The sequence below is a fragment of the Cupriavidus sp. KK10 genome (genome assembly GCF_018223725.1).
Lineage (GTDB): Bacteria > Pseudomonadota > Gammaproteobacteria > Burkholderiales > Burkholderiaceae > Cupriavidus > Cupriavidus necator.
On sequence record NZ_CP073677.1, the window covers coordinates 4,129,324 to 4,156,038 of the forward strand.

Annotated in this window: 26 protein-coding genes and 2 pseudogenes; 12 read left to right on the forward strand and 16 right to left on the reverse strand. The window is 65.3% G+C overall.

The genetic code is table 11. From position 1 onward, the window contains the following. Positions 1-484: 484 nt before the first annotated feature. The 3 genes from KB879_RS19265 (at position 485) to KB879_RS19275 (ending at position 4,868) form a co-directional block, all read left to right on the forward strand. The gene (locus KB879_RS19265; RefSeq protein ID WP_211979597.1) at positions 485-1,135 is read left to right on the forward strand and encodes a response regulator transcription factor; all 651 of its coding nucleotides are present in this window, start codon (positions 485-487) and stop codon (positions 1,133-1,135) included. Further along, on the forward strand, positions 1,135-4,053 hold the full coding sequence (locus KB879_RS19270) for a hybrid sensor histidine kinase/response regulator (RefSeq protein WP_249221152.1): 2,919 nt from the start codon (positions 1,135-1,137) through the stop codon (positions 4,051-4,053). Before KB879_RS19265 ends, KB879_RS19270 begins: the two co-directional genes overlap by 1 nt. Positions 4,054-4,361: 308 nt before the next feature. Beyond that, positions 4,362-4,868 carry a glycine zipper family protein gene (locus KB879_RS19275; protein WP_211979598.1) on the forward strand — a complete coding sequence of 169 codons (507 nt, stop codon included), beginning with the start codon at positions 4,362-4,364 and terminating at the stop codon, positions 4,866-4,868. A 94-nt stretch (positions 4,869-4,962) separates the two neighbouring features. Here the strand turns inward: KB879_RS19275 and KB879_RS19280 are convergent, their stop codons facing one another. Further along, positions 4,963-5,409 carry a hypothetical protein gene (locus tag KB879_RS19280; protein WP_211979599.1) on the reverse strand — a complete coding sequence of 149 codons (447 nt, stop codon included), beginning with the start codon at positions 5,407-5,409 and terminating at the stop codon, positions 4,963-4,965. Between the two features lie 268 nt (positions 5,410-5,677). On the opposite strand from KB879_RS19280, the gene KB879_RS19285 reads away from it, so the two are divergent. Genes KB879_RS19285 through KB879_RS19300 form a run of 4 tightly spaced genes read left to right on the forward strand, consistent with a single transcriptional unit; the run spans position 5,678 to position 9,164 of the window. Beyond that, the gene (locus tag KB879_RS19285; protein ID WP_041228524.1) at positions 5,678-6,007 is read left to right on the forward strand and encodes a hypothetical protein; all 330 of its coding nucleotides are present in this window, start codon (positions 5,678-5,680) and stop codon (positions 6,005-6,007) included. Between the two features lie 53 nt (positions 6,008-6,060). Beyond that, positions 6,061-6,555, forward strand: coding sequence for a DUF3302 domain-containing protein (locus KB879_RS19290; RefSeq protein WP_013952006.1), 495 nt, complete (start codon positions 6,061-6,063; stop codon positions 6,553-6,555). Further along, the gene (locus tag KB879_RS19295; RefSeq protein WP_211979600.1) at positions 6,556-7,734 is read left to right on the forward strand and encodes an HlyD family secretion protein; all 1,179 of its coding nucleotides are present in this window, start codon (positions 6,556-6,558) and stop codon (positions 7,732-7,734) included. Between the two features lie 44 nt (positions 7,735-7,778). Next, a complete protein-coding gene (locus tag KB879_RS19300; RefSeq protein WP_013952008.1) occupies positions 7,779-9,164 on the forward strand; it encodes an efflux transporter outer membrane subunit in 1,386 nt (461 codons plus the stop codon). Between the two features lie 381 nt (positions 9,165-9,545). On the opposite strand, the gene KB879_RS19305 is transcribed toward KB879_RS19300, so the two are convergent. After that, positions 9,546-10,244 (reverse strand): alpha/beta hydrolase, encoded by a 699-nt coding sequence (locus KB879_RS19305; protein ID WP_153955751.1) that lies wholly within the window; start codon positions 10,242-10,244, stop codon positions 9,546-9,548. A gap of 221 nt (positions 10,245-10,465) precedes the next feature. Further along, entirely contained in the window at positions 10,466-11,437 is a 972-nt protein-coding gene (locus KB879_RS19310; protein ID WP_211979601.1) for an NAD-dependent epimerase/dehydratase family protein, read from the reverse strand. 107 nt (positions 11,438-11,544) lie between these two features. On the opposite strand from KB879_RS19310, the gene KB879_RS19315 reads away from it, so the two are divergent. Further along, the gene (locus tag KB879_RS19315; RefSeq protein WP_211979602.1) at positions 11,545-12,441 is read left to right on the forward strand and encodes a LysR family transcriptional regulator; all 897 of its coding nucleotides are present in this window, start codon (positions 11,545-11,547) and stop codon (positions 12,439-12,441) included. A 14-nt stretch (positions 12,442-12,455) separates the two neighbouring features. Here KB879_RS19315 and KB879_RS19320 read toward each other — a convergent pair whose 3' ends face one another. Together KB879_RS19320 and KB879_RS19325 are read right to left on the reverse strand one after the other, a co-directional pair. After that, the gene (locus tag KB879_RS19320; RefSeq protein ID WP_211979603.1) at positions 12,456-13,478 is read right to left on the reverse strand and encodes a class I fructose-bisphosphate aldolase; all 1,023 of its coding nucleotides are present in this window, start codon (positions 13,476-13,478) and stop codon (positions 12,456-12,458) included. Positions 13,479-13,563: 85 nt separating this feature from the next. Then, a complete protein-coding gene (locus tag KB879_RS19325) occupies positions 13,564-13,899 on the reverse strand; it encodes a DUF3175 domain-containing protein (protein WP_013952013.1) in 336 nt (111 codons plus the stop codon). A 224-nt stretch (positions 13,900-14,123) separates the two neighbouring features. On the opposite strand from KB879_RS19325, the gene ilvD reads away from it, so the two are divergent. Continuing rightward, on the forward strand, positions 14,124-15,983 hold the full coding sequence (gene ilvD, locus KB879_RS19330; protein ID WP_211979604.1) for a dihydroxy-acid dehydratase: 1,860 nt from the start codon (positions 14,124-14,126) through the stop codon (positions 15,981-15,983). Between the two features lie 162 nt (positions 15,984-16,145). Here ilvD and phnE read toward each other — a convergent pair whose 3' ends face one another. The 6 genes from phnE to senB are packed head-to-tail and all read right to left on the reverse strand — an operon-like array spanning position 16,146 to position 21,509. Continuing rightward, entirely contained in the window at positions 16,146-16,934 is a 789-nt protein-coding gene (gene phnE, locus KB879_RS39425) for a phosphonate ABC transporter, permease protein PhnE (RefSeq protein ID WP_249221153.1), read from the reverse strand. 3 nt (positions 16,935-16,937) lie between these two features. Continuing rightward, a complete protein-coding gene (locus tag KB879_RS39430) occupies positions 16,938-17,759 on the reverse strand; it encodes an ABC transporter permease (RefSeq protein ID WP_249221154.1) in 822 nt (273 codons plus the stop codon). Then, on the reverse strand, positions 17,756-18,598 hold the full coding sequence (locus KB879_RS19340) for a phosphonate ABC transporter ATP-binding protein (RefSeq protein WP_211979605.1): 843 nt from the start codon (positions 18,596-18,598) through the stop codon (positions 17,756-17,758). Before KB879_RS19340 ends, KB879_RS39430 begins: the two co-directional genes overlap by 4 nt. A 10-nt stretch (positions 18,599-18,608) precedes the next feature. After that, positions 18,609-19,460, reverse strand: a complete 852-nt coding sequence (locus KB879_RS19345; protein WP_013952018.1) for a putative selenate ABC transporter substrate-binding protein — start codon at positions 19,458-19,460, stop codon at positions 18,609-18,611. Then, entirely contained in the window at positions 19,444-20,517 is a 1,074-nt protein-coding gene (gene selD, locus KB879_RS19350) for a selenide, water dikinase SelD (protein WP_013952019.1), read from the reverse strand. Before selD ends, KB879_RS19345 begins: the two co-directional genes overlap by 17 nt. Further along, a complete protein-coding gene (senB, locus tag KB879_RS19355) occupies positions 20,514-21,509 on the reverse strand; it encodes a selenoneine biosynthesis selenosugar synthase SenB (protein ID WP_013952021.1) in 996 nt (331 codons plus the stop codon). Before senB ends, selD begins: the two co-directional genes overlap by 4 nt. On the opposite strand from senB, the gene senA reads away from it, so the two are divergent. Together senA and KB879_RS19365 are read left to right on the forward strand one after the other, a co-directional pair. Then, on the forward strand, positions 21,496-22,710 hold the full coding sequence (senA, locus tag KB879_RS19360) for a selenoneine synthase SenA (RefSeq protein ID WP_249221155.1): 1,215 nt from the start codon (positions 21,496-21,498) through the stop codon (positions 22,708-22,710). The genes senB and senA overlap by 14 nt on opposite strands. 261 nt (positions 22,711-22,971) lie before the next feature. Beyond that, complete coding sequence (locus tag KB879_RS19365) at positions 22,972-23,361, forward strand: cupin domain-containing protein (RefSeq protein ID WP_211979606.1); 390 nt, start codon at positions 22,972-22,974, stop codon at positions 23,359-23,361. A 1-nt stretch (position 23,362) separates the two neighbouring features. Here the strand turns inward: KB879_RS19365 and KB879_RS40415 are convergent, their stop codons facing one another. The 5 genes and pseudogenes from KB879_RS40415 to KB879_RS19385 form a co-directional block, all read right to left on the reverse strand. Then, entirely contained in the window at positions 23,363-23,722 is a 360-nt protein-coding gene (locus KB879_RS40415) for a BBE domain-containing protein (RefSeq protein WP_371827418.1), read from the reverse strand. After that, positions 23,604-24,188 (reverse strand): FAD-dependent oxidoreductase, encoded by a 585-nt coding sequence (locus tag KB879_RS19370; protein WP_249221156.1) that lies wholly within the window; start codon positions 24,186-24,188, stop codon positions 23,604-23,606. Before KB879_RS19370 ends, KB879_RS40415 begins: the two co-directional genes overlap by 119 nt. Positions 24,189-24,226: 38 nt before the next feature. Next, positions 24,227-24,691 (reverse strand): YaiI/YqxD family protein, encoded by a 465-nt coding sequence (locus KB879_RS19375; protein WP_041228526.1) that lies wholly within the window; start codon positions 24,689-24,691, stop codon positions 24,227-24,229. 91 nt (positions 24,692-24,782) lie between these two features. Then, on the reverse strand, positions 24,783-25,211 hold the full coding sequence (locus KB879_RS19380; protein ID WP_013952025.1) for a VOC family protein: 429 nt from the start codon (positions 25,209-25,211) through the stop codon (positions 24,783-24,785). A 324-nt stretch (positions 25,212-25,535) separates the two neighbouring features. Then, positions 25,536-26,042, reverse strand: a pseudogene (locus tag KB879_RS19385) (LysR substrate-binding domain-containing protein); the annotation flags it as partial. Positions 26,043-26,044: 2 nt separating this feature from the next. On the opposite strand from KB879_RS19385, the pseudogene KB879_RS19390 reads away from it, so the two are divergent. Next, positions 26,045-26,666: pseudogene (locus tag KB879_RS19390) on the forward strand (MFS transporter); the annotation flags it as partial. Positions 26,667-26,715: the final 49 nt, after the last annotated feature.

Here is a 26,715-nt window from a genome sequence, read left to right on the forward strand (position 1 = left end):
GCTATCTCGTAATTGCTGGCGAACCGCTACACGGCTTGCGGTCAACGGTAAATGCAGGGTGATGTTGATAGTAAGGCGTTCGCTGGCCAATTGGCCAGCGCAGCGGCTCGTCAATGGAGCTATGTCCGCAGTAGTTACGAGGTCCCCGCTGCCCATCAATCCTGCAGGCCGCGGCGGCAAGGCTTACCTGGACCGGGGCGTCACCCAAGACGCCGTCGGCACCGTCAGTGGTTTGCGGCCTGTGCGGCCCGTGGGACGATCAGTCAAGCAACTGACCCGATTCGTCAAATGGATGTGTGGGCCAATTGATACAATCGCGAGCCCTATGCAGGCTGGTCCCCCGGCTGGTCGCGCCACCCCGATTCATTCATTGTGCCGCTGAGCGAGCGAAGGCATTTCTCGCCTCAAGGCCGGACCATCCATTGCAGGCTGTAGTAGCAGATACCCTCCCGGAGCCGATCCGGGGTGTGGAGAATTAACGCGCATGCCACCACGTACCATCTCCGCCGTGATCGCGGACGATCACCCGGTGATTCAACTCGCCGTCAAGACCACCCTGAGCGAGATCCCGAATGTCCAGGTTTCTGCGATGTGCGCTTCCGGCAGGGAGCTTTTCGCTGCGCTGGAGGCGCACCGGCCCGATCTCATTGTTACGGATTTCACAATGGGACGTTCCGAAGAGAGCGATGACGGACTTCGCCTGATCCGGCGACTCAAGCAGTCCAGCCCCGACACGCCGATCGTCGTCTTTACGATGCTGACCAACGGCGGTCTGCTCACGCGCATCCAGGAGACCGGTATCGCCGGCATCGTGGGCAAGAACGAGGACCCAGGCATCCTGCGGCAGATCTGCATTGATGCGATCGGCGGCCAGGGCCTGCGTTTGTCGCCGGGGATATCGGCCAGGATGTCGAGCGCCGGCGCGCTGGCAGGCGCAAGCGCCAGCGCGCTGTCTCCGAAGGAGATCGAAGTCGTGCGGATGTTCGCCGCGGGAAGCACCGTCACCGCAATCGCCGGATACCTCCACCGCACGCTGGCAACCGTGGCGACACAGAAGCGCTCGGCCATGCGCAAGCTGAACATCACCAGCAACGCGGACCTCGTCGCGTACGCGCGCGACAACGGTCTGACCTGATGCAGGGCACGTTCGAGCCGTCGCCCGACCTCCGCGCGGTTGAGCGGAATCTGCAGCGGGAACGCCGGGTCTTCTCGCTGGTGATTGTGTTGCTGGGGCTGCTTGCCGTGGCAATCGCCTCCACGGGCGTGTTCGTTCAGCTAAATGGCTCGCTGCGCGCCCAGGAGCAGGTGGCCCGCCTGTATGAGCAGGGTGTCGTCGATGCCGTCCTCGAACGCCGGAGTACACTGGCCGCGAGCAACCTGATCCTGGAACTGCGTGCCAATGGCACGCTTGCGCTCTCACCGGGCAGTCAGGGCGGCCTCTGCACGCAGGTTTTTCCGTCCGCGCCGGCCGACGACGTGCTGCAGCAGAGCTGCGACCAGTCGGTCGGCACGCTGATTGCCGCCAGCCAGAGGCCGTCGATCGAAATGATCTCGATCGCCAGCGGTGCGACGTATCGTTATGGATCGCCCGATGCATCGGGATCGGCGGCGCGGTCGATACCGCCGCCGATGCCGCCGGCACTCATCACCAGGACGATCCTCGATCGCTTCCGGAGCCGCGATATCGATGTTCTGCAGGCCGCGAGGGAAAAACGCGTCGAATGGCTGGGCGTCCCGGCCAGTGCGGCAGGCACCGATCCGGAGATGGTTGGCGCATCGCTGGTCGCGAAGGGAGACACGCTTTACGCGGTCGTGCTGACACGCATCCCGCTGCACGAGCTACTGCGGCCTGCCGGGCCCAACCTGTCGATCCCCGAACCGATCGTGTTCGACAGCCTTGGCACTCCGCTGGTCGCGGCCGGCGCACGGGCCAACGCGCAACACCTGAATGCCAGGCTGGAAGCGCGGCCGGACGGATTATTCCACTGGGTCCCGGACTATGGCTGGGCAGTGCGCCGCCCGCCACTCGTGGCAGATTTCGGGCACCTGATCTTCGCGCTCCCGATCGGGCATCAGATTCGGGGGATGACGGAGGAACTGATTGTCATCGGCGCAATCACAGCCGTGCTGATTGCATTGCTGTTCGCGATGTACCGCTACTGGAACTATCGCTTCCTGACCGGCACTTATGCGGAAGCGGCACGTGCACAGCGGCTCCTGCATGAAGCCCGGCTCGCGACCGAAGCGGCCGCCAGGGCCAGGGTGGCCTTCTTCGCGTCGATGAGCCACGAGATTCGCACGCCGCTTGCCTCGCTGCTGGGTAACATGGAACTCGTCGCAATGGGGCCTCTGGGGCCGGAGCAGCGGATGAGGGTGGGCGCGATGCAGGTGTCGGCGGAGGGACTGCTGCAGATCGTCAACGACGTGCTCGATTTCTCGAAGATCGACGTGGGCGCATTGAGCATCGAGGTACAGCCCGTATCCGTCACGGAGCTTCTCGGCCGCATCGCGATCGCCCATGCCCCGCTTGCCGCGCAGCGCGGACTGAGCTTCCTGGCGGTGTACAGCAGCCGCATTCCCTCGCAGCTCGATCTCGATCCCGTGCGCCTGACCCAGATCGTCAACAACCTGCTTGGCAACGCGTTCAAGTTCACCCAGGCGGGCAAGATCGTCCTGCGCGCGCAATGGCTGGAATGGAATCTGGAGATCGTCATCGCCGATACCGGCATCGGCATACCGGATGAGTACCAGGACCGGCTCTTCCAGCCGTTCTCCCAGGTCGCCGACAATCGGATCGCCCAGGCGCGGGGAACCGGGCTGGGCCTGTCGATCTGCATGCGGCTGGTGGAACGGATGGGTGGCCGCATCATGCTGGACAGCACCCTGGGCGTGGGAACGCGCGTCACGGTTCGTCTGCCGCTGGGCGTGTCCGACGCGGTGCCGCCCCCGGTGCGCCCAGGCTTGCCGCCGAACCGGACGCTGGTGCTGTCCCGCGAACCCGAGTGCATCGAGGGATTGTTGAACCACTTCGACTGGGGCGCGTGCCAGCCGTCGGCGCGCTCAAACCTGGATGAGCCCGTGGATGCAGACAGCTATGACTGCCTGCTGGTGACCGAGGCATTTGATCCTGGGCACGTCATGGCCTGGTGGCCGAAGCCGGCCTCGGTCGTCTGGCTGAAGCAGTTGGGGCCGCTGGTTGCGACGACACGGCCGGATGGCGGCCGCGAGGTTTCCAGCTATAGCCTCGCAGGCATCCATGCAGCAGCGCTGGCGGTCATCACCGGAGCACAGCCACCGAAGCGGAGCGAGGAAGGCCTTGTCGGGCGCCCCACATCGCCGCTTGTGGGCCACGCCGTGCTGATCGCGGAAGACAACTTGCTGAACCGGAATCTGCTGCGCGACCAGCTTCGCGCGCTGGGCGCGAGAGTCATCGTCGCGGGCAATGGCATCGAGGCCATGGCGGCACTGAGGGGGAATCGCATGAACGCGGTCCTGACCGATATCGACATGCCCGTCATGAACGGCTTCGACCTGCTTCGGGAAATGAGGCACGCCGGCATCGACATCCCCGTCTATGCCGTGAGCGCAAGCGCACGGCCCGAGGATGTCGCCGAAGGGCGGGCGAGGGGATTCACTGGCTATCTGACCAAGCCGATGTCTCTCGCCGCGCTGGCGTCGGTTCTTGCACGCGGTGACGATGGCGTCGGCCATGAGGACGTGGAGCAGACAGCCGCATCGCCCGGTGACGATGCTCTCCCCGAGTTGCCACGGATTCCTGCCGGATATGTCGAAGCATTCCTCGCCCAGACCGGAGCGGATCTCGACAAGTACGACGCGATTCGGGCCGGACGGGACATGACTGGGCTGGCGCAACTGCTGCACCGTATCGCGGGCGGCCTGGCGGTCGTCGGGCCGTCAGAACTGGCCGAGCTGTGCGAAGACCTGCGCGACTACGCCGCGGATGCGGACGGCTGGGACGACGAGATCGAGCTTCAGTCCGCGTATATCGCACAAAGCCTCAGGCAGTTGTGCCAGTGCCTGTGCGCTGGCTAGCAGCATTGCCGGCACGCCGGCCCGCCTCTTTCTAATTCCTGTGATTGCGAACGCACCCCTGCGCAGTCAGCATTGAGGGGACGGGTACTGACCGTCTTGCAGGCACCCGTCTTGGGTATTTCCCCAGGCAAGACCTCGCAGTTTGCCCGCCTCCCCGGCGGGCATTTCTTCCTTGGCCAGGGACAAGCGGCGCAGCGTCGGCTGCCACCGCCGGATGCCGTCACGCCTGGGCGTGCGCCGGTATCACCGGGGCATGACGGACCGACGCCCGTGGGTGCCCCGGACCTGGCACCTCATCAGGAGAGCTTATGAGCAATCGTCCAGACTTTGCGCTTGCCGCGTGTACGGCATTCGTTCTGATGTCGGGCGCGGTACCCGGCACGGCCGCAACGGCGCGGGCTCAGACCATGCTGCAGAAGCCCTACGCCTATCCGGCGCGAGGGCAATCGGCGTATCAGCAGACCAATGACGATGGCGCCTGCTACGGCTGGGCCAGACAGCAGACCGGCATCAATCCGTACCGGGTGGCAAGCACGCCGGTTCCGGTCATCGTGCCCGGTGGTGAGCGTATACGCGGCGCGGCGGGCGGGGCTGCTGCTGGCGCCGTGGCGGGCGCGATCGGCGGCGACGCAGGCAAGGGCGCCGCGGCGGGCGCGGCAGTCGGAACCATCGCGGGTGGCGTGGCGCATCGCCAGCAACGCCGCCAGGCCGTTGCCGCCAGTGCACAGGTGCAAGCCAGCAATGACTGGGCCATGACGTCGTACTGGCAAGCCTGGCGGGCCTGCATGACGGGCCGCGGCTACTCGGTGCAGTAAGCGCTGTTGTCAGGTGGACCGTGCTGAAATGGCCGGTCCACGGTGGCTCAGTGCGCCAGCCTGTGGAGCCCTGCAATCCTGCAATCGCGATCCGCTACAGAACAGCGCAGGCTTGCGCGCTGGCGGTGACGGTCAGGCTCACTCGCGCATCATTGCGCAACAGCACGCACAGGTAGCCGCCTGTCAAGTCCTCGGGGCGGGGATCTTCTGGCCACAGGGGCGGAAGCGGCACCGTGGAGGCGTGTTGCGCACCGGCGCCGGCATCGTTCCAGGTGATTGCAATGGGCCGCTCGGGCTTCTTGCCGAGGAAGCAGAACGAAGGCGCGGATTGCGATTGCCGCAACGAGGGCCCGGTCTCGCAATGGCCGGCGCGCACCGCCAGCACATCGTGATCGGTCCGATTGACGGCGACGAGCTTCGTCCATGGCCACGGCTCCTGGAACGGGCTCAAGGTCTCGGCGGTTGGGATTGCGCACCCGGACAGGGCGCTGGCGGCTGCGACGGCGACGAGGCCCGCAACGATAGGGGAAACAGCATTCATTGGGCTCTGCGGGTCGGGCGAGCCTGGACTACACCCGAGCGATGTACGACGGGGAACAGGGTAGGTCGGTCACGCCGTGGGGGCTATCAAAGGAATTCGAAAAGCGCCGCCGTACCGAAAGCGGATCCATGCCGCGCACCCGGACTTTCGAAGTTCTTTGATAGCCGCGACCGGCCCGCTGCCATAAGGTGTGGGCCTCATCGAGACGTGACCGGCTGCGCCGGTGCACGTCGTCGGCATCCGAATCCAATCGAAGGAACCTGCAGACATGATCAACAACTGCCGCCCGGCCGTCCGGGCCTTTGGCATTGCGCTGCTGATCGCGGGCGCCGGGCAAGCGTATGCGCAGCTCCCGCGCGGACTGGAGTCAAAGGGTCTGCGAGATCAGCCCGATGCGTGCGCGCAAGCCGGACTTGCCTCGAAGCCCGCGGTCTGCCGCGCTGCCGGCGAGCCCGCCAGCAGCAAGTACAACCTTCTGTACGCCGACGCTGCGTCAGCGGACGAAGGCGAGGACGAATCACCATCCCACCGGCACGCGGGACACGCGCGCGATGACGCCTACCGGGGCGGCCCGCGCAACGAGGCAACCGGCTCTTGACCGGCCCGTGCATTGTGCAACCGAGCGCCAACGCTCCATCTCAAAAAAATTCGATGAAACTGCGCCCCTATCTACTGGCGGGCATCGGCCTGCTGGCATCGAGCGAACCTGCTTTCGCATCCGTACTCAGTGGCAAGGCCCTGGAGACCGCGGCCAATGCCATCTCCTGGGTGGTTCTGTTCTTCGTGCCGGTGGCAGGGGTCTACCTGTTCTGGATGCTGCATATCTGGCCCGAGAAGATCGCACATCGCAAGCGCCATCCGCAAAAGGAGGCCATCCATTCGCTATGCCTGCTGTCGCTCTTCTTTGGGGGCTTGCTGTGGCCACTGGCCTGGCTCTGGGCGCACACGAAACCCGTGTTCTACCGGGCCGCGTACGGCACCGACAAGGCACCGGAAGACGATGACGCGCCAGGCCATGACAAGGTGCCGTCGACGCAGGTAGCTGGGCATGGAGTCTCTTACGGGCCGAGGAACATCGTCACCTTGCGGGCATCCACGGCGATGGACATCGCCAGCGGCAAGCACGCCGGAAAGGAGCAGATCTGAATGGATGCGCTGCTGCTTGGTGTCTACGCGCTCGCCGTCTGGCTGATTTTCTTCAAGTTCAGATGGCTGCCTTGGAACACGACGTCGATGGTCATCGTGTTTACGATTCCCGTGGTTGCGATGACGATGCTGGTCCTTACGCTCAACGTGGTGGCCCCGTCTTCCCATGACGTGCGGGTGGTGGGCAAGGTCCTGCAGGTGGTGCCACAGGTCCGCGGCCGCATCGTCGAACTGCCGGCCGAAGGCAACCGGCGCTACAAGAAGGGCGATGTCCTGCTGCGGATCGATCCGACTCCCTATCAGGCCTCGGTCAGGCAGCTCGAAGGCAGGCTGATGGCCGACGATGCCGCGCTGGCTGAAGCCGAGGCATCGGCGCGCCAGCTCAGCGAATCGGTGCGCGGCGCGGCTGGACGGGTCAGCACTGTGCAGGCCAGGCTGTCGCTCGCCCGCCAGCGGGCCAAGGAGCATGACGCGCTGCTTGCGGCGGGGGCCGGGTCAAAGTTCGACCGGGAAGATGCACTGACCCGCCAGCGTGAACTGGAAGGCGAGCTGGTCAGCGCGCAGGCCACCGAGGATGAGGCCCGGCAGAAGCTGTCGGCCAGAAGCCAGGGGGAGTTTGCCGCCATTGCAACGGCACGCGCGAAGCGGGCGGAAACCGAAGTCATGCTCGAGAACGCCCGATGGGAGCTTGAGCAGACCTTCTACCGGGCGCCCTCCGATGGCAAGGTCGTGAACCTGCAGGTGCGCGTGGGCACCATGCTCGTGCCGTTCCCGTTCTCGCCGGCGTTCAGTTTTGTCGAGGATTCGCAGGAGGTTGTTGCCTTCTACAACCAGAACGAGCTTTACAACGTCAAGGAGGGCGATCGCGCCGAGATCTATCTGCCGACGAATCCGGGCGAGATCATCAAGGCGAAAGTCAATTCGATCGTCTGGGCACAATCGCAAGGCCAGATTGCGCAGGGCGGCATGATCCCGAACACCGGGGCCACCGAGGTGGTGCCGAACCGGTTCGCGGTCAAGCTCGATCTGCGCGACCAATCTAGCGGGCTGATGCTTCCGGTTGGGGCAGTCGGAGCGGGCGCAATCTATACGGAGCATATGGAGATGTTTCACATTATCCGCATGGTCTTCCTGCGCGTCAGTTCCAAGCTGAACTACCTGGTGTTCAAGCTTCACTAGGCTCACTCGATTCGATTTGCCAGAGATTTGGAAGAGGGAAGTCCGTGTCGTCGTTTCAACTGAAGAAGACCTTGCTGCTGGCGCTTCCGGTCGCCATGCTTTGCGGCTGCGCCCTGCAGACACCGCCCGAGGGCGCGGCCCTTCGACGCCAGGCCGTGCCGGCGCTCGAAGGACAGGCCACGTGGGCGAACGCGGCAACGGCCGGCGCCGCCGCAAATGGCTGGCTCGCGACCTTCGACGATGCCGAGCTGCAGCGGCTGGTGCGGGAGGCCATTGCGTACAACGGCGATCTCCGGCTGGCCGCGGTGCGCGTGCATCAGGCGCAGGCGCTGGTCGCCATCCAGCGCAGCGGTATGCTCCCGAGCGCAGGCGTGAAGGGCAGGGCGGGCAATTCGGAAACGCAGATCCTATCGATCGGCGCGAGCTGGGAGATCGACCTCTGGGGACGCATCCGCGCCCAGTCGCGCGCTGCGGAATCGCAATATGCGGCCACGAGGGACGATTATCTCTGGGCCCAGCGCGTGGTCGCGGCGACCACTGCCAGGGCATGGTTCACGCTGATCCAGAACGCGACGCTGGAGGATCGACTGCGGCAGATCGCCGCCATTCAGGATGAACTGGTGCGGATCACCGGCCAGCGCGTCGAGATCGGGATAGCACCGGAGACCGAGCTGCTGGAAGCGCGGAATGCGCTCCGCGCGCAACGCGACGCAATCGGGAAAGCCGAACTGGCCAGAAGCCAGGCCGCGCAAGCGCTGGAACTGCTGCTGGGCCGCTATCCCGCCGGAGAAATCGCGACCGGGCCGGAACTGCCGGCCATGCCCCCGGCCCCGGCTGCGGGCTTGCCGGCGAACCTGGTCGAGCGTCGGCCCGACCTGACGGCGTCGGCGCACCGTGTTGCGGCGGCCTTCGATATGCGGCAGTCGGCGGAGGCAGCGCGCCTGCCGGGCATTTCCATCAGCGCAGCCATCACCGGCATCCGGAGCGACGTGTTCCTGCTCAACCAGGCCGGCAGCCCGATCAAGGGACTCAGTGGTTCGTTCTTCGCACCGATCTTCACGGGTGGAGAGCTCAAGGCCAGGGCGGACTACTACAGCGCCGAAGAGAAAGCCGCCCTGATCGCCTATGGCAACACCGCGCTGCAGGCACTGAGCGAGGTGGAGGCGGGACTGCAGGCCGAATCCGGTTATGACGAGCGCACCAGGCAACTGCGGGAGCGGGTGGATGAAAGCCGTGGACTGGTGCTGCGAGAGGAGGCGCGCGCGGGTATCGGCGCCTCGGATACGCGGAGCGTGCTGAAGCAGCGGCAGGCACTCGTGGCCGCCGAGATGGATCTTATCAACGTGCAGGCCAACCATCTTAACCAGCGCATTGCGCTATTGTTGGCGTTGGGTGGTGATTGGAAGGACGAGGCGGGTGCCGGTGCATGAAGGGCTTGTGCTTGCCTCCAGACGAAAATTCTTGCACCAGAGGATGGGCCGGGGCCTGGCTGTAGCCGAACGAAGTCGGCCGCGATATTTTCCCAAGCGCTTGCCGAAGCCATGACTGCGGTGAAGAGAAATCGTTGAGCAAATTTCAACGCCACGGACATTCGCACCTCGCATTCCGAGGCGATGGCGCGCACGCACTGACGGACGTCTCTACGATCGGGCTTGCCCACGTCGGGGTGCTGGCCATCAGCCCCCATCTCTACACGAGTGTTGGCTACGATTCGCTCAACGACTTTGCACCGGGTCGCGCAGATCAGTGAGTACGAGAAAATCCTGTTGATCAACACCGCCCCATACGTGGACAAGTAGAGTCGGCAGTGGCTACGCCTTGATGGCCTCGCTTGCAGCCTCGTCGATCAAGGCCGCGACTTCTGCTGCCTTGGACGCCAGCGAAGCATGGCTTGCCGCCAGAGTCACGACTTTCCTGGCATTGAGCCGGGCCGCCATCTTCTGCTGGTTCTCCGGGGCGATCATCCGGTCTTCGCTGGAGACCTGGTACCAGGACGGCTTTTTCTTCCACGCCGGCGCAGTGATGGTATCGCCAAAGGTGCTGGCAAGCGGCGCCTTCTGCGTCACCGCCATCACCAGGGCTTCGTCGGGCGACAGATCCCGGCAGAAGCTCTCGTGGAACTTGTCGGGGTTGAGCCACAGGTAGCCATCGCTGTCGGGCACCAGGTTCGGCGCTGCGGCAGGAAGATGCTGCTGCGTGATTGCGCCGGGGCTCTCTCCCGCGTCGGGAGCAAAGGCGGCGATATAGACAAGCCCGATCACATTCGGCTGGTCACCCACCTGGGTAATCACGGCGCCGCCGTATGAATGCCCCACCAGCAGGACAGGGCCTGCCTGCTGGGCAATCATCTTGCGGGTACGCTCGGCATCGTCAGCCAGCGAGGTCAACGGGAGCTCCACGGCGCGCAGGGACGTATAGCCCTTGCGTGCCAGCTCAATGATGACGTTGCGCCAATGCGCGGCGCCGCCCCAGAACCCGTGCACCAACACAACCGTAGGCTTGTTGCTCATGACCTGGACTCCTGTTCGTGGATGAATACGGCTCGCCGATCATGGCGGCACGCCGTGGGTCTTTCGGCGGCGCGGCCCGTGCTTCAACCGATGCCACGAAGGCTCGGCCTGGCGCCCCATACGACTATAGAAACAATGGCGCAGCGGAGCGAGCCATGATCGCGAGCGTTGACGTATGCGGAATACGGCGCCCCTGGCAGGGGGTAGCTCATGATGGCCTGTCAGGCGGCAGCGATTGCCGTGGGCTGGGTCTCCCGTACCGCGGCCAGTGTCTGGCGGATACCCTCGACATATGGTGTCTTGCGAATTGGCCCGACCAGCCGCTGCAGCGCGGAGTCGTCCATGACCAGCGGGTCCGTCATCAGGTAATGCATCTCGACCAGCTCGCGCATGAACGGGTTGAACAGGCCCAGCAGGCGCAGCATCGTCTTGCCGGCGACGCGCAGCTTCAGCGTGCGCCCGGTCTGCCGTTCCATTTCCGAGACCAGCTCGCGCTGCGTCGTGACACCGGCGCCCGCCAGGTGCCAGATCTTGCCGAAGGCCGCCGGCGTGTCGATCAGCCGCGCCACCACTGGCCCCACGTCGGGCACATAGACGAATTCGTGCGGCTGGTCGAGCGGCCCGATCATGTCAGCCGTGCCACCATTCACGGCCGCCTGCGCGGCGCGGTGCAGCAGGCTGGCTTGCACGCCCGGGCCATAGAAGTCAGGCAGCCGCAGCACCGTGGCGCGGATCCGCCCGCTGGCATCGGCCTGCATCAGCAGATCCTCCTGGGCCTTGCGCATGCGGCCTTTGAACGTGTGCGGCTCGGGCGGATGGTCTTCGCGGACCGGGTTGCCGGTCTGGACCCGGCCGTAGGGATAGACGGTGCCGATCAGGATGAAGTACTTGACGCCAGCGGCCACGGCGCCATCCAGGGTCTTGCGCATCAGCTCGGGGTGCAGCTGGAACTGCCAGTAGTTGACGCCGACCATGTAGATCAGCGTCTCGATGCCGCTGGCGGCGGCTTGCACCGACTCGGGCGAATCGGGATTCCAGGTGACGACCTCGGCGAGCGGGTCCGTCCCGAAGGCTGTGCGCAGGCTGCCCGCGCTGCGGCCGACCACGCGATAGGGCCGGCCCTTGCTGCGCAGCGCGGCGGCCACGCTTTGCCCGATCGCGCCGGCTGCGCCGAAAAGAGCGACTTTGGACATGACGAATCTCCTTTTGAGTTGGCACCAGTGCTGAAAGCGGCTTCAGTCTGCAAGCTCGTGGGCTAAAAGGAAATTGCCTATAATCGGCTATAAATAAATGCATAGCCATGCCCAAGCGCGAACCAGACTGGGAGTGGTACCGGGCCTTCCTTCATGTGCTGGAAACCGGCTCGCTGTCCGCAGCCGGGCGGGCAATGGGCCTGACGCAGCCGACCGTCGGCCGGCATATAGACAGTCTCGAAGCCGCCCTCGGGCTGAAGCTGTTCACCCGCTCATTCGACGGATTCGCGCCGACCGACGCGGCGCATGAGCTGAAGCCCTATGCCGCCGGCATTGCCGCGATGGCCGCGGCGATGCGGCGGGTCGCCAGCGGCCACGGCGCGGGCGTGCGTGGCACGGTGCGCCTGTCGGCAAGCGAAGTCATCGGCGTCGAAGTGTTGCCGCCGATACTGGCGGCGCTGCACAACGAGCATCCGGAACTGGAAATCGAACTGGTGCTGTCGAACCAGGCCGACGACCTGCTGCGCCGCGACGCGGATATCGCGGTCCGGATGTTCCGGCCCGAGCAGGCAGCGCTGGTGGCCACGCGCGTCGGCGGGATCGAACTGGGTCTGCATGCCCACGAAAGTTATCTGGCATCCCATGGCGTGCCGAAGTCGCTGGCGGATCTGTCCCGTTTTGCGGCGATCGGCTTCGATCAGGAGAACGCCTTTATCCGCCGCTTGCAGGCCAGGTTCAAGGCCTTCTCGCGCGACGCCCTGGCTTTCCGTGCCGATAGCGACCTGGCCCAGCTGGGCGCGATACGCGCGGGATTTGGCATCGGCGTGTGCCAGTCAGCGCTGGCGGCGCGGGACCCGCGGCTGGTCAGGGTTCTGCCCAACCAGTTCTCGATGACCATGGATACCTGGGTGGCGATGCACGAGGACCTGCGCGAGAGCGCGCGATGCGCGGTGACGTTTGCCGCGCTGGCTGCGGGGCTGCGCGCCTACGCCGAAGGGGCGTAGGCGCATCGGCAAGCTCAGCCCGCAGCGTTCTCCTGCGCCGCGTCGTATTGCCCCAGGCAGGCCATGGCATTCAGCCGTGAGCGCTGCAGCAGCGCCCGTTGCGCTTGCGCCGCGTTGGCGGCATCGCCACGCCAGGCCAGCAGGGGCGGTTCCTGTAAGGCGCGCCCGTAGGAGAAGGACAGCCGCCAGGGCAGCGGGGCAAGCCGGTTCATGGCGTCCAGATTGACGGTGGCCTCGGTGGGAGTCTGTCCGCCGGACAGGAAGAAGATGCCCGGCACCGCTGCCGGCACCGTGCGCTTGAGCACCTGGACGGTCTGCATGGCGACCTCGGCCGGCGGCGCGTGCCCGGCGTCCTTGCCGGGCAGCACCATGCTTGGCTTCAGCAGCATGTGTTCCAGCACCACCGCATGCCGGTGCAAGGCATGAAAGACTGCATGCAGCACGGCCTCGGTGACCTCGGCACAACGGGCCATGGAGTGCGCGCCATCCATCAGCACCTCGGGCTCGACGATGGGTACCACGCCCGCTTCCTGGCAGATCGCGGCATAGCGCGCCAGTGCTTCCGCATTGGCCTGCACGGCAGCCCACCCCGGCAACTTGTCCGACACGTTGTAGACCGCACGCCACTTGGCAAAGCGCGCGCCCTGCTGGCGATAGCCGGCAAGCCGCTTGGCCAGCCCGTCGAGACCTTCGGTGACCTCGTCCCCGGGTGCCAGGGCCAGCGCGATCTTGCCCTTGTCCACCTTGATGCCGGGCACGATGCCCTGGCGCGCCGCCAGTTCCGGCAGCGGCGTGCCATCGTCGGCTCGCTGGCCCAGGGTTTCCTCGTACAGGATCACGCCGCTGATGAACTCGCCAAGACCCGGGGTCGACAAGAGCAGGTTGCGCCACGCGCGGCGGTTTTCCTCGCTCGACTCCACCCCGATGCGTTCGAACCGCTTGGCGATGGTCGGGCCGCTCTCGTCGGCTGCCAGCAACCCTCTGCCCGCTTGTGCCAGGGCGTCCACGGTGGCTTGCAGTTCGCTTTTTCTGTCCATGATCAGGCTCCGTGCAGGTGACATAGGAACAAGCATTGGCGCGAAAATGCCGTCGCGCAAGCAAGGCGGGGCGCGCAGTGCCCGCTCAAGGTGGCCGCCCGAACGCTTCGCGCAGCTTGCCCTTGGCCTTTTCCAGCGTGGCGCGACGCGCCTTTGGCAGATGACGGCCGGCGCGATTGATGTAGAAATTGAGCATCGACATTGCCGACTGGAACGCCGTGCCCTTGCGGCGCCGGCTGCTCACGGCGGAACGCTTGAGCGAAGCGGCAATTTCCTCGGGATTGTCCGAAGCGAAGAGGTGCGGTTCGAGGTCCAGCGCGTCGCTGTGCTCGGTTACCTGCTGTGACCAGCGCCGTCCCTTGCTGGTGCCAGCTTTGGCGCGGCCCTTTGCCGGCCGGCGGGTGGATTTCGTGGCAGCCATGTCCGGTCCTCCCACAGCGTTATCGGGATCCGTCTAGCCTAGGCAACTTCTCGCCGTCAGTGGGGGCTCAGGCGGGACAGGTGCGTGGTGGCAAGACAGCCCCGGCGGTGTGGGATAATTGCCCCTTTGCCCAGGGCGCAGCTCAAGAGGTTGTTCGCACGGGCGCGCAAGGGCCCTTATTCCCGTGGCCCGCTTCCTTTCTGCGATATTTCTTCAGCAATAAAATGCCCACATACCGTTCCAAAACCTCCACCGCCGGCCGCAACATGGCGGGGGCGCGCTCCCTGTGGCGCGCCACCGGCATGAAAGACGAAGATTTCTCCAAGCCCATCGTTGCGGTGGTCAATTCCTTCACCCAGTTCGTGCCCGGGCACGTGCACCTGAAGGACCTGGGCCAGCTGGTCGCGCGCGAGATCGAAGCCGCGGGCGGCGTGGCCAAGGAGTTCAACACCATCGCGGTCGATGACGGCATCGCCATGGGCCACGATGGCATGCTGTATTCGCTGCCCAGCCGCGACATCATCGCGGACTCGGTGGAATACATGGTCAACGCGCACTGCGCCGACGCCATGGTGTGCATCTCCAACTGCGACAAGATCACCCCCGGCATGCTGATGGCCGCCATGCGGCTCAACATCCCGGTGATCTTCGTCTCCGGCGGCCCGATGGAAGCCGGCAAGACGCGCCTGGCCAACCCCGTCACCAAGGCCATGGAGTTCAAGAAGCTCGACCTGGTGGACGCCATGGTGATCGCCGCCGACAGCGCCTATTCCGACGCTGATGTGGCCGAGGTGGAGCGCTCCGCCTGCCCCACCTGCGGTTCGTGCTCGGGCATGTTCACCGCCAACTCCATGAACTGCCTGACCGAGGCGCTGGGCCTGTCGCTGCCCGGCAACGGCACGGTGGTGGCCACCCACGCGGACCGCGAGCAGCTGTTCAAGCGCGCTGGCAGCCGCATCGTGGAACTGGCCCGCCAGTACTACGAGCAGGAAGACGCGCGCGTCCTGCCGCGCTCGGTAGGCTTCAAGGCGTTCGAGAACGCCATGACGCTGGACATCGCCATGGGCGGCTCCACCAACACCATCCTGCACCTGCTGGCGATCGCGAGCGAGGCGGGCATCGACTTCAGCATGACCGATATCGACCGTCTCTCGCGCGTCGTGCCGCAACTGTGCAAGGTGGCGCCCAACACCAACAAGTACCACATCGAAGACGTGCACCGCGCGGGCGGCATCATGGCCATCCTGGGCGAGCTGGAGCGCGCCGGCAAGCTGCACACCGACGTGCCCACGGTGCATGCCCCCACGCTCAAGGACGCGCTGGAGCAGTGGGACATCAGCCGCACCCAGGACGAAGCCGTCAGGAACTTCTACCTGGCCGGCCCGGCGGGCATTCCCACCCAGGTGGCGTTCAGCCAGAACACGCGCTGGCCCAGCCTGGACCTGGATCGCGCCGAGGGCTGCATCCGCTCCTACGAGCACGCCTTCTCCAAGGAAGGCGGCCTGGCGGTGCTGACGGGCAATATCGCGCTCGACGGCTGCGTGGTGAAGACCGCCGGCGTGGACGAGAGCATCCTCGTGTTCGAAGGCACGGCCCACGTCACCGAATCGCAGGACGAGGCGGTGGAGAACATCCTCAACGACAAGGTCAAGGCCGGCGACGTGGTGATCGTGCGCTACGAAGGCCCCAAGGGCGGCCCCGGCATGCAGGAAATGCTCTACCCCACCAGCTACATCAAGTCCAAGGGCCTGGGCAAGGCCTGCGCGCTGCTGACTGACGGCCGCTTCTCCGGCGGCACCTCGGGTTTGTCCATCGGCCACTGCTCGCCCGAAGCTGCGGCCGGCGGCGCCATCGGCCTGGTGCGCGATGGGGACAAGATCCGCATCGACATTCCCAATCGCACCATCAACGTGCTGCTGCCCGACGAGGAACTGGCGAGCCGCCGCGAGGCGCAGAACGCCAAGGGGTGGAAGCCGGCCAAGCAGCGTCCGCGCAAGGTGTCTGCTGCGCTGAAGGCCTACGCCAAGCTGGTGATGTCGGCGGACAAGGGTGCGGTGCGGGACTTGTCGTTGCTGGATGACTGATCCCGGGGTGAAGCGCTAGTCCGTTTGCCGAGAAGGCCGCTCTTAGGAGCGGCTTTTTTTTGTTCTTCGCCGATCTGCGCGGTGGGATCTGGCAATTTTTCCAGGCGCGAGCGGCATGGATTCCTGGACGCAGGAAGTAACCGCAAGCGTCGCCGGCGCTCTTCACGAATGCCAGCCAGCCCTCATGATCGCGCTGGCTGTGTCGACCACGGCCGCCAGGGCAAGCATGGCGATGATCACCGTGCAAGCCTGGGGCAGATGGAACAGGGACAGCTCGAAATACAGCATCTGCCCAAGCCCGCCGGCGCCGACAAAGCCAAGGATTGCCGCCACGCGGATATTCGTTTCCCAGCGGTACAGGATGTAGGCCAGGAACTGGGGCCATACGCAGGGCAGCGTCCCATACATGAAGACCAGCACGGCAGGAGTGCCCCCTTCCGTCAGCGCGCGCGCGGGTGCGCGCGGCGCATTCTCCAGCGCCTCGGCGAACAGGCGACCGAGCACGCCCGCGGTATGCAGTGCCAGGGCGAGGGTGCCGGCAAACGGTCCAAGGCCGACGGCGAGCACGGTCAGGGCTGCCCATACCAGCTCGGGAATCGAGCGCAACACGTTCAGTAGCAAGCGCGACAACGTGCGCAGCGCATCGCCGTAGAGCCCGGAAGCCGGTAGTGCCAGGCCAAAACCCAGCACCGCCGCACACAGCGTGCCCACGGCGGAAACCGCGAGCGTTTCGAGCATGCCGCCAGCGGTTCTGGCCAAAAAAGCGGATGACAGCTCCGGCGGGAAGAACGTCAGCAGGAAACGCCCCATCTCGGCTGCAGCGTCCGCGGAAAAGAGCTGGCTCAGGTCGAGCGACAGATACGCGAAGCTGCCCGAAACCGCGGCGGCCAACGCGATCAGGGTGAGCAGGCAGCGCATGCAGAATTGAGCGGCCTTGACCTTGTGCGCCATGATTCAGTCGATCAGCTTGCGCAGGCGCGCGCTGAGCGCGTCCGCCAGCAGAACCAGCAGCAGGAACACCAGCAGGATGGTCGCGGCTTCCCCGCCGTTGAGCAGTTTCACGGCCTGGTCCATCAACTGCCCAAGCCCGCCGGCGCCAACGAAACCCATAACCACGGAAGCCCGGATGGCACATTCCCAGCGGTAGACGGTGTACGAGACCAGCTCCTGCGCGGCATGGGGAAGCAGCCCATAGAACAGTGCCGCCAGGCGCCCGCTTCCGCTGCCAAACAGGGCATCCACGGCGCGTTTGTCGCTGGATTCTAGGATTTCCGCATAGACCTTTGCCAGCATGCCGCCATAGGTGATGGCCAGAGCGAGCACGCCCGCCGCCGCCCCCAGGCCGAGAGCACGCACGAAGACCAGCGCCCACACCAGTTCCGGCACCCCGCGCAGCAGCAGCACCAGGGTGCGCACGCCAGCGCGAACCGCCATGCGCGGCTTGCGTCCCCGGCCGGGGCCGATGCGCGACACCGACAGGCTGCCCGTCATGGCCACGGCCAGAGGTGTTGCGATCACAAAGGCGAGCGCAATGCCCGCGGTGGCGATCGCCAGCGTTTCCAGCGTGGCGTTGACCACAAGCCCGAGGAATCCGGGCGAAACCTCGGGCGGAAGGAAGTTGCGCACGAAGGCGCCCATCACCTTGAGGTTTTCGGTGTCGAACAAGGCTGAAGGGCTGAACCGGGACAGCCGCAACAATGGCCACAGCAGAAGCAGCGCGAGCACCAGGCCGCTTGCGCGCTGCAGCGCCTGAGGATCGCGCGGGTGGGTGGTCATCGGCACGCCGGCCTGGATGGGGTATCGCCATCGATGGCGGCGCTCGCACCTGCCGCGATGCTCATCAGGGCCTGGCTGCCTTGTACCGGGGGTGACGCGCTTTCGGAGGCATAGAGTTCGCGCAGCAGCGTGTCGGTCACGCGCTCGGCCGGCAGGTCGAAGGCGATCTCGCCCGCCTTCAAGCCGACGATGCGGGGAAACCAGCGCAGCGCCAGATCCACTGCGTGCAGGCTGGCGACCAGGGGCACCGCGCGTGTATCCGCTTCCCTGCGCAGCTCGCCCAGGGTAAGGTTGGCCAGCACCGGGTCCATTGCCGAGACCGGTTCGTCCGCCAGGATCAATTCCGGGCGCTGGTAAAGCACGCGGGCGACGCCCACGCGCTGCAGTTGGCCGCCCGAGAGCTGGTCGCACCGGTCGAACAGGCGGTCGGCCAGCTCAAGGCGGGCGAGCTGTTCACCGGCACCATCGATGTCTGCCGGATAGACCAGCGACAGCAAGGATTTCCAGCCGGGCCAGACGCCCAGGCGGCCGGCAAGGATGGCGGTGATCACCCGCTGGCGCGGCGGCATCGGCGGCGCCTGGTGCACCATGCCGATGCGGCAGCGCAATTGCCGCAGGCGTGCGGCGGACACCGCCCAGGGGCTTTGCTCCAGCACCTCCACACGGCCCTCGCTTGGCCGCAGCGACGTTGCCAGCAAGCGCAGCAAGGAGCTCTTGCCGGCTCCCGACGGACCGATGACGGCGATGGGCTCGCCGCGGCTGGCCGCCAGTGTGATCTGGCTGAGCGCACGCTGTCCGTTGGCGTAGCTGACGCTGGCGGCGTCCAGGCGGAAGCTCATCAGACCGGCATCATTGGATAAGGCCCGCGGCGCGGGCTGCGGCCTCGATGCCGGCGTAGTTTTCCGGTCGGGTGGGGATGTACCTGGCGGTTCGCTGCAATGCCATGATTTCCCGCTGCTCGGGATTGGCCGGGTCAAGTCGCAGGAACGCTTCGGTCAGCTTCTTGCGCAAGGCCGGATCGAGCCCGCCGCGCACGGTCCAGTTGTAGTCGTAGTAGGGCGGTGTGACGGCAAATACCCTGACCTTGGCGGGATCCACCTTATGCTGCTCAACCAGCTTGTCCCACACCGAGGCATTGAGCACGCCGGCGTCGGCCCTGCCGGCCTGCACGAAAGCCACCGTCGCATCGTGGGCGCCCGAATAGGCGACCGTCTTGAAGTCCTTGTCCGGGTCGATGCCGGCCTGCAGCAGGAAGTGCCGTGGCATCAGGTGGCCGGAGGTAGAGGACGGCGCGCCGAAGACGAAGGTGTGGCCTTTGAGGTCGGCCAGCGACTTGATCGCGCTGTTGGCGGTGATGAACTTGCTGGTGAACGCGGCATCTTCTTGGCGCTGGACGATGGGGATGGTGGCTCCCTTCGTCCGGATCTTGCTCTGCACATAGGTAAAGCCGCCCAGCCACGCCATGTCGATCTTGCCGGTGGCCAGCGATTCGACCACCGCAGCGTAGTCCGTGACGGGCACGAACTTCACCTTCATGCCGGTTTCCTTCTCCAGGTAGTTGCCGAGCGGCGCGAACTTGCGCTGCAGCTCGGTGGGGGACTCGTCGGGAATGGCCGAGACCTTCAGGACAGCCTGGGCACCGGCGAGGCCGGCAAAGCCCAGCAGGGTCAGCGCGGCAAGGCGCTTAAGCAACGGCAACACGGGCGGCTCCTTGCGTCATTTCACCGATCACCGCAGCGTCTGCGAAGCCGTCCCGGCGAAAGATCTCCAGGATCTCGTCCACGGCTTCCGGTGCGCACGACACCAGCAAGCCGCCGCTGGTCTGGGGATCGGTCAGTAGTGCCTTCTGGCTTGGCGTGACCGACGTGGACAGGTCCACCTCGCTGCCGTAGCTGACCCAGTTGCGCCCCGATGCGCCGGTCACCAGCCCTTCGGCGGCCATGCGCTCAACCCGCGGCAGCAGCGGAATCCGCCCCATGTCCAGCCGGGCGCCGACGCCCGCGCCACGACACAGTTCCAGCAGGTGGCCGAGCAGGCCGAAGCCGGTCACGTCGGTCAGCGCGTGGACACCCGGCACTTCGGCCAGCAGTCGGCCGGGCGTGTTGAGTTTGGTGGTGCAGGCAATCAGGTCTTGATAGCCGGCCGCGTCGAGCTTGTCCTTCTTCACCGCGGCGGACAACACGCCCACGCCCAACGGCTTGCCGAGGATCAGCTTGTCGCCCGCCTCGGCGCCGCTGTTCTTCTTGACCCGATTCGGGTGCACCAGACCAAGGACCACCAGCCCGTAGATCGGCTCAAGGGAATCGATGGTGTGGCCGCCCGCGACCGGGATGCCCGCCTGGGCGCAGATCGATTCCCCGCCTTCGAGGATCTTGCCGATGACCTCAGGCGGCAGCTTCTCGATAGGCATGCCGACCAGCGCCAGCGCCATGATCGGGGTTCCGCCCATGGCGTAGACGTCGGAGATGGCGTTGGTGGCGGCGATACGCCCGAAATCGTACGGATCGTCCACCACCGGCATGAAGAAGTCCGTGGTGGCGATCAGGGCCTGGCTGTCATTGAGCTGGTAGACCGCCGCGTCGTCGCTGGTTTCCTTGCCGACCAGCAGTGCTGCCGGAGCAGGGAAGCCGACCGAATTCCTGAGGATTTCGGAAAGCACACCGGGGGCGATCTTGCACCCACACCCGCCGCCGTGGGAGAAGGCGGTGAGCTTGATCTTTGCGTTGTTTGGCTGGTCCACTGCGGGGCTCCGGGTCATTCTGGTTTCAAGGCGTCGGCGACAAGTTTACTCACTTCCGCCCGTTCCCGCGCCGGCGCAAACAGCGGTGCGCGAAGTGCGCATTGCTGCCGCAGGCGGTTCAGGAACCCGGCGTCCCGGCTGGTGCGTTCCAGCACCAGCGCCAATTGCGCGGCGTCACCCAACGGAAAATAGCCTTCGTAGTCACGGCCCAGCATGCCGAAGTTGCCCGGGATGCGGCTGGCCAGCACCGGCACGCCGCTGGCGACGGCCTCGGTGATCACGTTGGCGCCGCCTTCCATGGCGCTGGAGATCACCATGGCCTGTGCTTGTCGGATGTGCTGCCGGGTTTGGTCATGGGGCAGGTTTCTGAGCCAGACATAGCGCCGCACGCCGGGCCAGGCTTGTGCTTCCAGCGCCAGGGCCGCCTGCTGATATGCGTCATCCAGCGCGCCACCGATATGGATCAGGCGCACGCGCGAATCGTGGGGAAGCAGCGAAAGGGCGCGCATGGGCGTCAGCGGGTCTTTTTCCGCCCGCATGTGGCCGACCAGCACGACGTCGAAGTGATCCTGGCTGGGCGCCGCGGGTGCGCATGCCGGGGCAGACTGGTAGATCACCCGGCACCGGGCGCGATGCGCGGCCGCCAGTTCGGCGAGCCCTTCGTCCTGCAGCACCACCAGATGGGTGGCGAGTGCGAGCGAGCGCTGGGCTGATGCATCGGTGCGGATGTCGCGGTACAGATCGGTGCCGGTCAGCACGACGATTAGCGGACGATCCGGACAAGCCTCGGCGAACCTGGCGATGGACTCGGCCGAGCGTCGGGCGTGCAGGGCGATCAGGCAGTCGGGCAGGGCGCCGCCCTGGCTGGCCGTCGACCATTCAGCGGCCAGTGTGACATCGTAGTCCCCCTGCAGGAACCGGGCCCAGCGATTGGCGGTTTGCCAGTTGCCATTGTTGGCTTTGCGCAGCGCCGGACTGATAATTGCGACGGTGGCCTTGGGAGGACGCATGACGATAGGTTCTGAGGGGGCAGCAGCAAGAAGGATAAACAAGTTCGAGCTGGATGCGGCGTTTGCCGAGGCGCACCGGCGCACGTGGGGCCTGCTTCAGGAGCTATCGCCGTCCCAATGGCAGGTTCCTTACGATGCAGGAATCAATCCGCCCTTGTGGGAGTATGCCCATATCGCCTGGTTCACGGAGCTATGGGTGCTGCGGGAGCCGCGTGCCGGTCAGGACGGCCGCTGGGTGGCCAGCCTCCCGTCCATGCTGGCGGACGCCGACCGCCTCTTCGATTCCATGCGCGTCGCCCACCGGGATCGATGGCATCTTGCGCTGCCCCGGCTCCCCGAGATTCGCGACTACGCAGCCGCCGTGCTGGAGCACGTTCGCGCCAGGCTCGCCACGTCGGACGATACCGACGCTGCGCTCTATTTTTTCCGGCTCGCCTTGTTCCACGAAGACATGCATGCGGAGGCGCTGACCTATATGCGCCAGACGCTCGATTATCCGCTGCATGCCCCGCTCGGCATGCCTTCCATTGCGCCAGGCGCCGGCTCGGCAGCCGCAGGCGGCGACACGTTCCAGATGGGGTCACCCATCGGAGGCGACGGGTTCGTCTTCGACAATGAGAAGTGGTCCCACCCGGTCCACATCGCCCCGTTCCGCATCGATCGCACTTGCGAAAGCAATGCCGCATTTGCGGAATTCGTGGCCGCAGGCGGCTACCGCGACCGTCAATGGTGGTCCGACGACGGACGCGCATGGCTGCAACAGAGCGGGCTGGCGCATCCGCTGCGCTGGCGCCGGACAGCCGGCGGCATCGCGGGGCAATGGGCGTTGCGCTGGTTCGGGCAGTGGGTGCCGCTGCCGCCCGAACAGCCGGTGTGTCATATCAATGCCTACGAGGCGGAAGCCTATTGCCGCTGGGCCGGCAAGCGCTTGCCCACGGAAGCCGAATGGGAGTATGCGGCAACGCATGACCTGATCCGCTGGGGTAGCGCCGTGTGGGAATGGACGGCTGATCCTTTCGTGCCCTATGCAGGGTTCTCGCCCGACCCCTACCAGGAATATTCCGCCCCCTGGTTTCACACGCATCGCTCCGTTCGCGGCGGATCGTTCGCCACCCATGCCCGCATGCAGCATCCTCGCTACCGGAACTTCTACCTGCCGCACCGCGGCGACCTCTTTGTCGGATTCCGCTGCTGCGGTTGAGGAGGGAGGGCGTCTCCACGGTGATATCAATGCTTGCGCTGAGCGCTACGGTCTCACGTTGCGTCGCCAATTCCGTTCGGTTTCGTACATACCATGAAGGCTTTGGCGAAAAGACTCTCCGCAATTGACGGCTTCGCCGCTGCCAGGCCGACGCAGGGACCAAGACATGCATCACGTTAGCGAATCGCTGTATATGAAAGTCCGCTGGGACTAGATGGGATACCCATCTCCGAAAATCCGAAATAATTTCGAGGAGACGTCATGCACTACAAGCATTTGGCCATGTTCGGCGCCGTGGCATTGATGGCAGCTAGCGCGCTGGCGCAGAGTTCGGGCCTGACCCGCACCTTGGTCGGACGGGCCGACGTATCCGTGCCAGGTCGCGAAGCCGTGGTCGCGCGCGTGGAGGTGGCGCCAGGCGCCTATGCCGGGCGTCATACGCATCCCGGAGACGAGATCAGCTACGTTATGGAAGGCGAGGCGCAACTCCTGATCGACGGCCAGTCGCCACGCACGGTGAAGGCCGGTGAATCGTTCGTAGTGCCTGCCGGCGTGGTGCATGACGCCCACAACAGCGGTAGCACGGCGACGCGGGTGCTTGGCGTGTACGTGGTCGAGAAGGGGAAGCCGCTGGCATCGCCGGCGCCGTGAGTCAGATGTCGGTGGATTCGATGTTGAGCCCGCGCACCGGCCCGGGCCGGACATTCTGGTTCAGACGAAAGAAGTTGGCCGGGTCGTATTTGTTCTTGATCTCGACGAGCCTTTGGTAGTTTTCCCCATAGGCGGCCCGTACCCTGTCCTCTCCCTCCCCGCCCAGATTATTCGCATGAACCGCGCCCGTCGAGAACGGCCGGATAGCGTCCCACGTTTCGCGCGCCCACCGTACATTCGCTTCATCGTCTGCCGGATCGTCCCAGATCGAGATGGGGAAGCAGTCGTAGAGCGCATCGCGGTTTACGTAGGGTGTCTCCGTCCTCGGGACCCGGGCGATCGCCCCGCCAACCTGCTTCAAAACCAGCAGTGGCATGCCGCCAGGCGCGTTCGCGTAGGCATAACAGGTCCGCGTTCTCGGTGGCACTGGCTCTGAGCATGCGGCCATCGGCCAGCACGATCTCGGCCGCGATCAGGTTATCGCATGCCAGGCCATGCTTGCGGCCTAGCCTGCCGAAGCCGCCGCCAAGCGTCAGCCCGGCGATACCAGTATCGCTGTTGACCCCCATCGTCGTCGCCAGCCCGTGCGACTGGGTTGCGCGGTCGAATTCGCCCAGGCTCAGGCCTGCACCCGCACGCGCAATGCGGTGTACCGGATCGATTTCGATCCGTTTCAGGCGCGCCAGATCGATCACGATGCCGTCGTCGCAGACGGGCAAGCCGGCGACGTTATGGCCTCCGCTGCACACCGCCACCAGATAGCCGCCAGACCGGGCAAACGTCACGGCACGGCTGACATCGGCGGCATCGGCGCAATAGACGATCATCGCCGGCCCCACTACTGCGTTGCTATGGCTAGCAAGTCTCAGGCGACGGCACCTGGCGGCGCATGGCGTGCCAGGAAGCGGTCCAATTGGCCAGCGAACGCCTTGCTATCCTGCGGAGCGTACGGTGCCGGTCCGCCGGTATCCACGCCCGAGCTGCGGAGTTGTTCCATCACCTCGCGCATCGTCAGGCGCTCCTGGATATTCTCACGGCTAAACCAGCTCCCTCGCGGGTCGAGCACATAGGCGCCCTTGTCAAGGGCGGCGGCGGCAAGAACGATGTCCGCGGTGATCACGAGGTCCCCGCTGCTCACCAGTTCGACGATACGGTCATCGGCGACGTCGAAGCCCGCAGGCACTTGCAGTGCCTTGATAAAGCGCGAAGGCGGCGTGCGCATGTACTGGTTGGCAACCAGCGTGACGCACACTTCGACACGTTGTGCGGCCCGATACAACATTTCCTTGACGACAACCGGGCAGGCGTCTGCGTCAACCAGTACTTGCATCACGGTACTTCCAATGGAGGGAGGGAACGCTCATATTACTGCCTGCGCGCGTCTCGATGGGAAGGAACGTCGGCCTTGATTGCGGCCAGCATTATTTCTCTTCTCGCATCGATGGGGTAAAGGTGATCCCTACCAATAACCCTTCCGGCCCGATGAAACGACTGACGGTCTGGCCCCACGGCTCTTTCTTGTTCCTGACCAGCATTCGGTACCCTCGTGATTCAAGCTCTGCCGTAGCCCTTTCGACGTTATCAACGTCAAACTCAATCCAGGCTTGCGGGATAGGAACGTCACCAGGCCACGAATCGCTGCCATAGCAGGACTGAGCTGCCTCAGAAAGCGGCCACAGGGCGAAGCTGTTCGCTCCTTGCAGAGCCTCCGTATGAAGGTAACCGCCTTTCTCCTCATTGAAGGGGATGCCGAAGGTCTGGCTGTACAGCTTGCGGCTTGCCTCCGCTTCACGAACAATCGGGCCAAAGCCTGCGATGAACAAGACTGTGGTATTTGCGATCTCTTCCATGGCTTCTCCTTTGCCCTGGGAATGAGCGGTTTGGCTCGGAAGCAATGGCCACAAGTACGGGATGCGAGCGGGTGGGTGACCGCAATGGCCGACTACCTGACGAGCATGACTGTCCACGCCGATCGAGCTTTGGCCTGGCATAGAGGCCGGTTCATGGGGGGACTGGTCCTGGATAAGTGTAAGGCCTGTTTCGGTTGACTTGTAGCCGCTACTCCCGCGCGGCGACCGGCGGTCAGGCGGATTCAGGAGCGCTCGCGGCATCGCATGCATGTCGTTTCACTGTGGCCTGGCAGCCGGCTGTCGCCCGCCGCGCTCCCTTCGACGCTAGCGGCGGGCCGACCCGCCAACGCGAAGTGCGTTCACCACCAGCGAAAAGGCTGGCGATGCCTGGCGGCGGCGGGGGTAGTACAGGTGGTAGCCCCCAAACGGAGGGCACCAGTCTTCCAGCACGCGTCCCAGCCGCCCTGCCTCGACGTGGGGTGCGAATTCCTCTTCCGGGAGGAAGGCGACGCCCAGCCCCTCAAGCGCGGCCATCACGATATGCGGCGTGGTGTTGAAAACGACCTGGCAGTCGACGCGCACCTTCAATTGACGGCCACGGCGCTCGAAGTCCCAGACGGACAAGCCTCCGTGCGTTGGAAACCGGAGATTGATGCAGCGGTGCGCTGGCAGATCACGTGGTGTCTTGCGAGCCGGATTCCCGGCGAAGTAAGACGGCGCGGCCACCACGGCCACGCGCAGCCTGGGGCCGATGGGCACGGCGATCATGTCCTTGTCGATGGTGTCGCCCAGCCGCACCCCTGCGTTGAAGCGATCCGCCACGATATCCCTGCCTGCCTTCAATGCAGGCTGAATCGCGCGCAGCCGCCTCTGGCAACGTCCTCAGGCTGTTCAAGAGCCGCGGTGCGGCTCTCGGCATGACTGCCTGCGGCGCCTTCTTCATGGGGCAGTTCGCGTTGTTCACGTATGTGCGGCCGTTCCTTGAAGGCGTGACGCATGTCAGCATGTCCGCGTTGTCGCTCGTTCTGCTGACCATCGGTGTTGCAGGCTTCATCGGCACCACGCTCATTGGTCATGTTCCTGAAGCGGGGGGGTGTACCGCACCCTGATCTCCATCCCACTGTTGATGGCGGTTATCGCCTTGGCGCTGATCCCCTTTGGCGGCTGGTCGCAGCCGTCGCGGCGCTGTTGGGTCTTTGGGGGCTGGCGGCTACTGCGGCTCCGGTTGGCTGGTGGAGCTGGATCGCCCGGACCATGCCGAAGAACGCCGAAGCCGTCGGCGGGTCGATGGTGGCCGTGATTCAGCTGGCCATCGCACTGGGCTCCACCCTTGGCGGCCTGCTGTTCGACATCAGCGGCTACCAGACCACGTTCGTGGCGAGCGCCGCGCTGTTGCTCGTCGCAGCCTTCCTGACTTTCCTTGCCTCGCGCTCGGGCATGGCACAGGCCGCCTGAGTCAGAAGCCGGAGCAGTACTGGACGTCCCTGGCGACGGATGCGCTGTT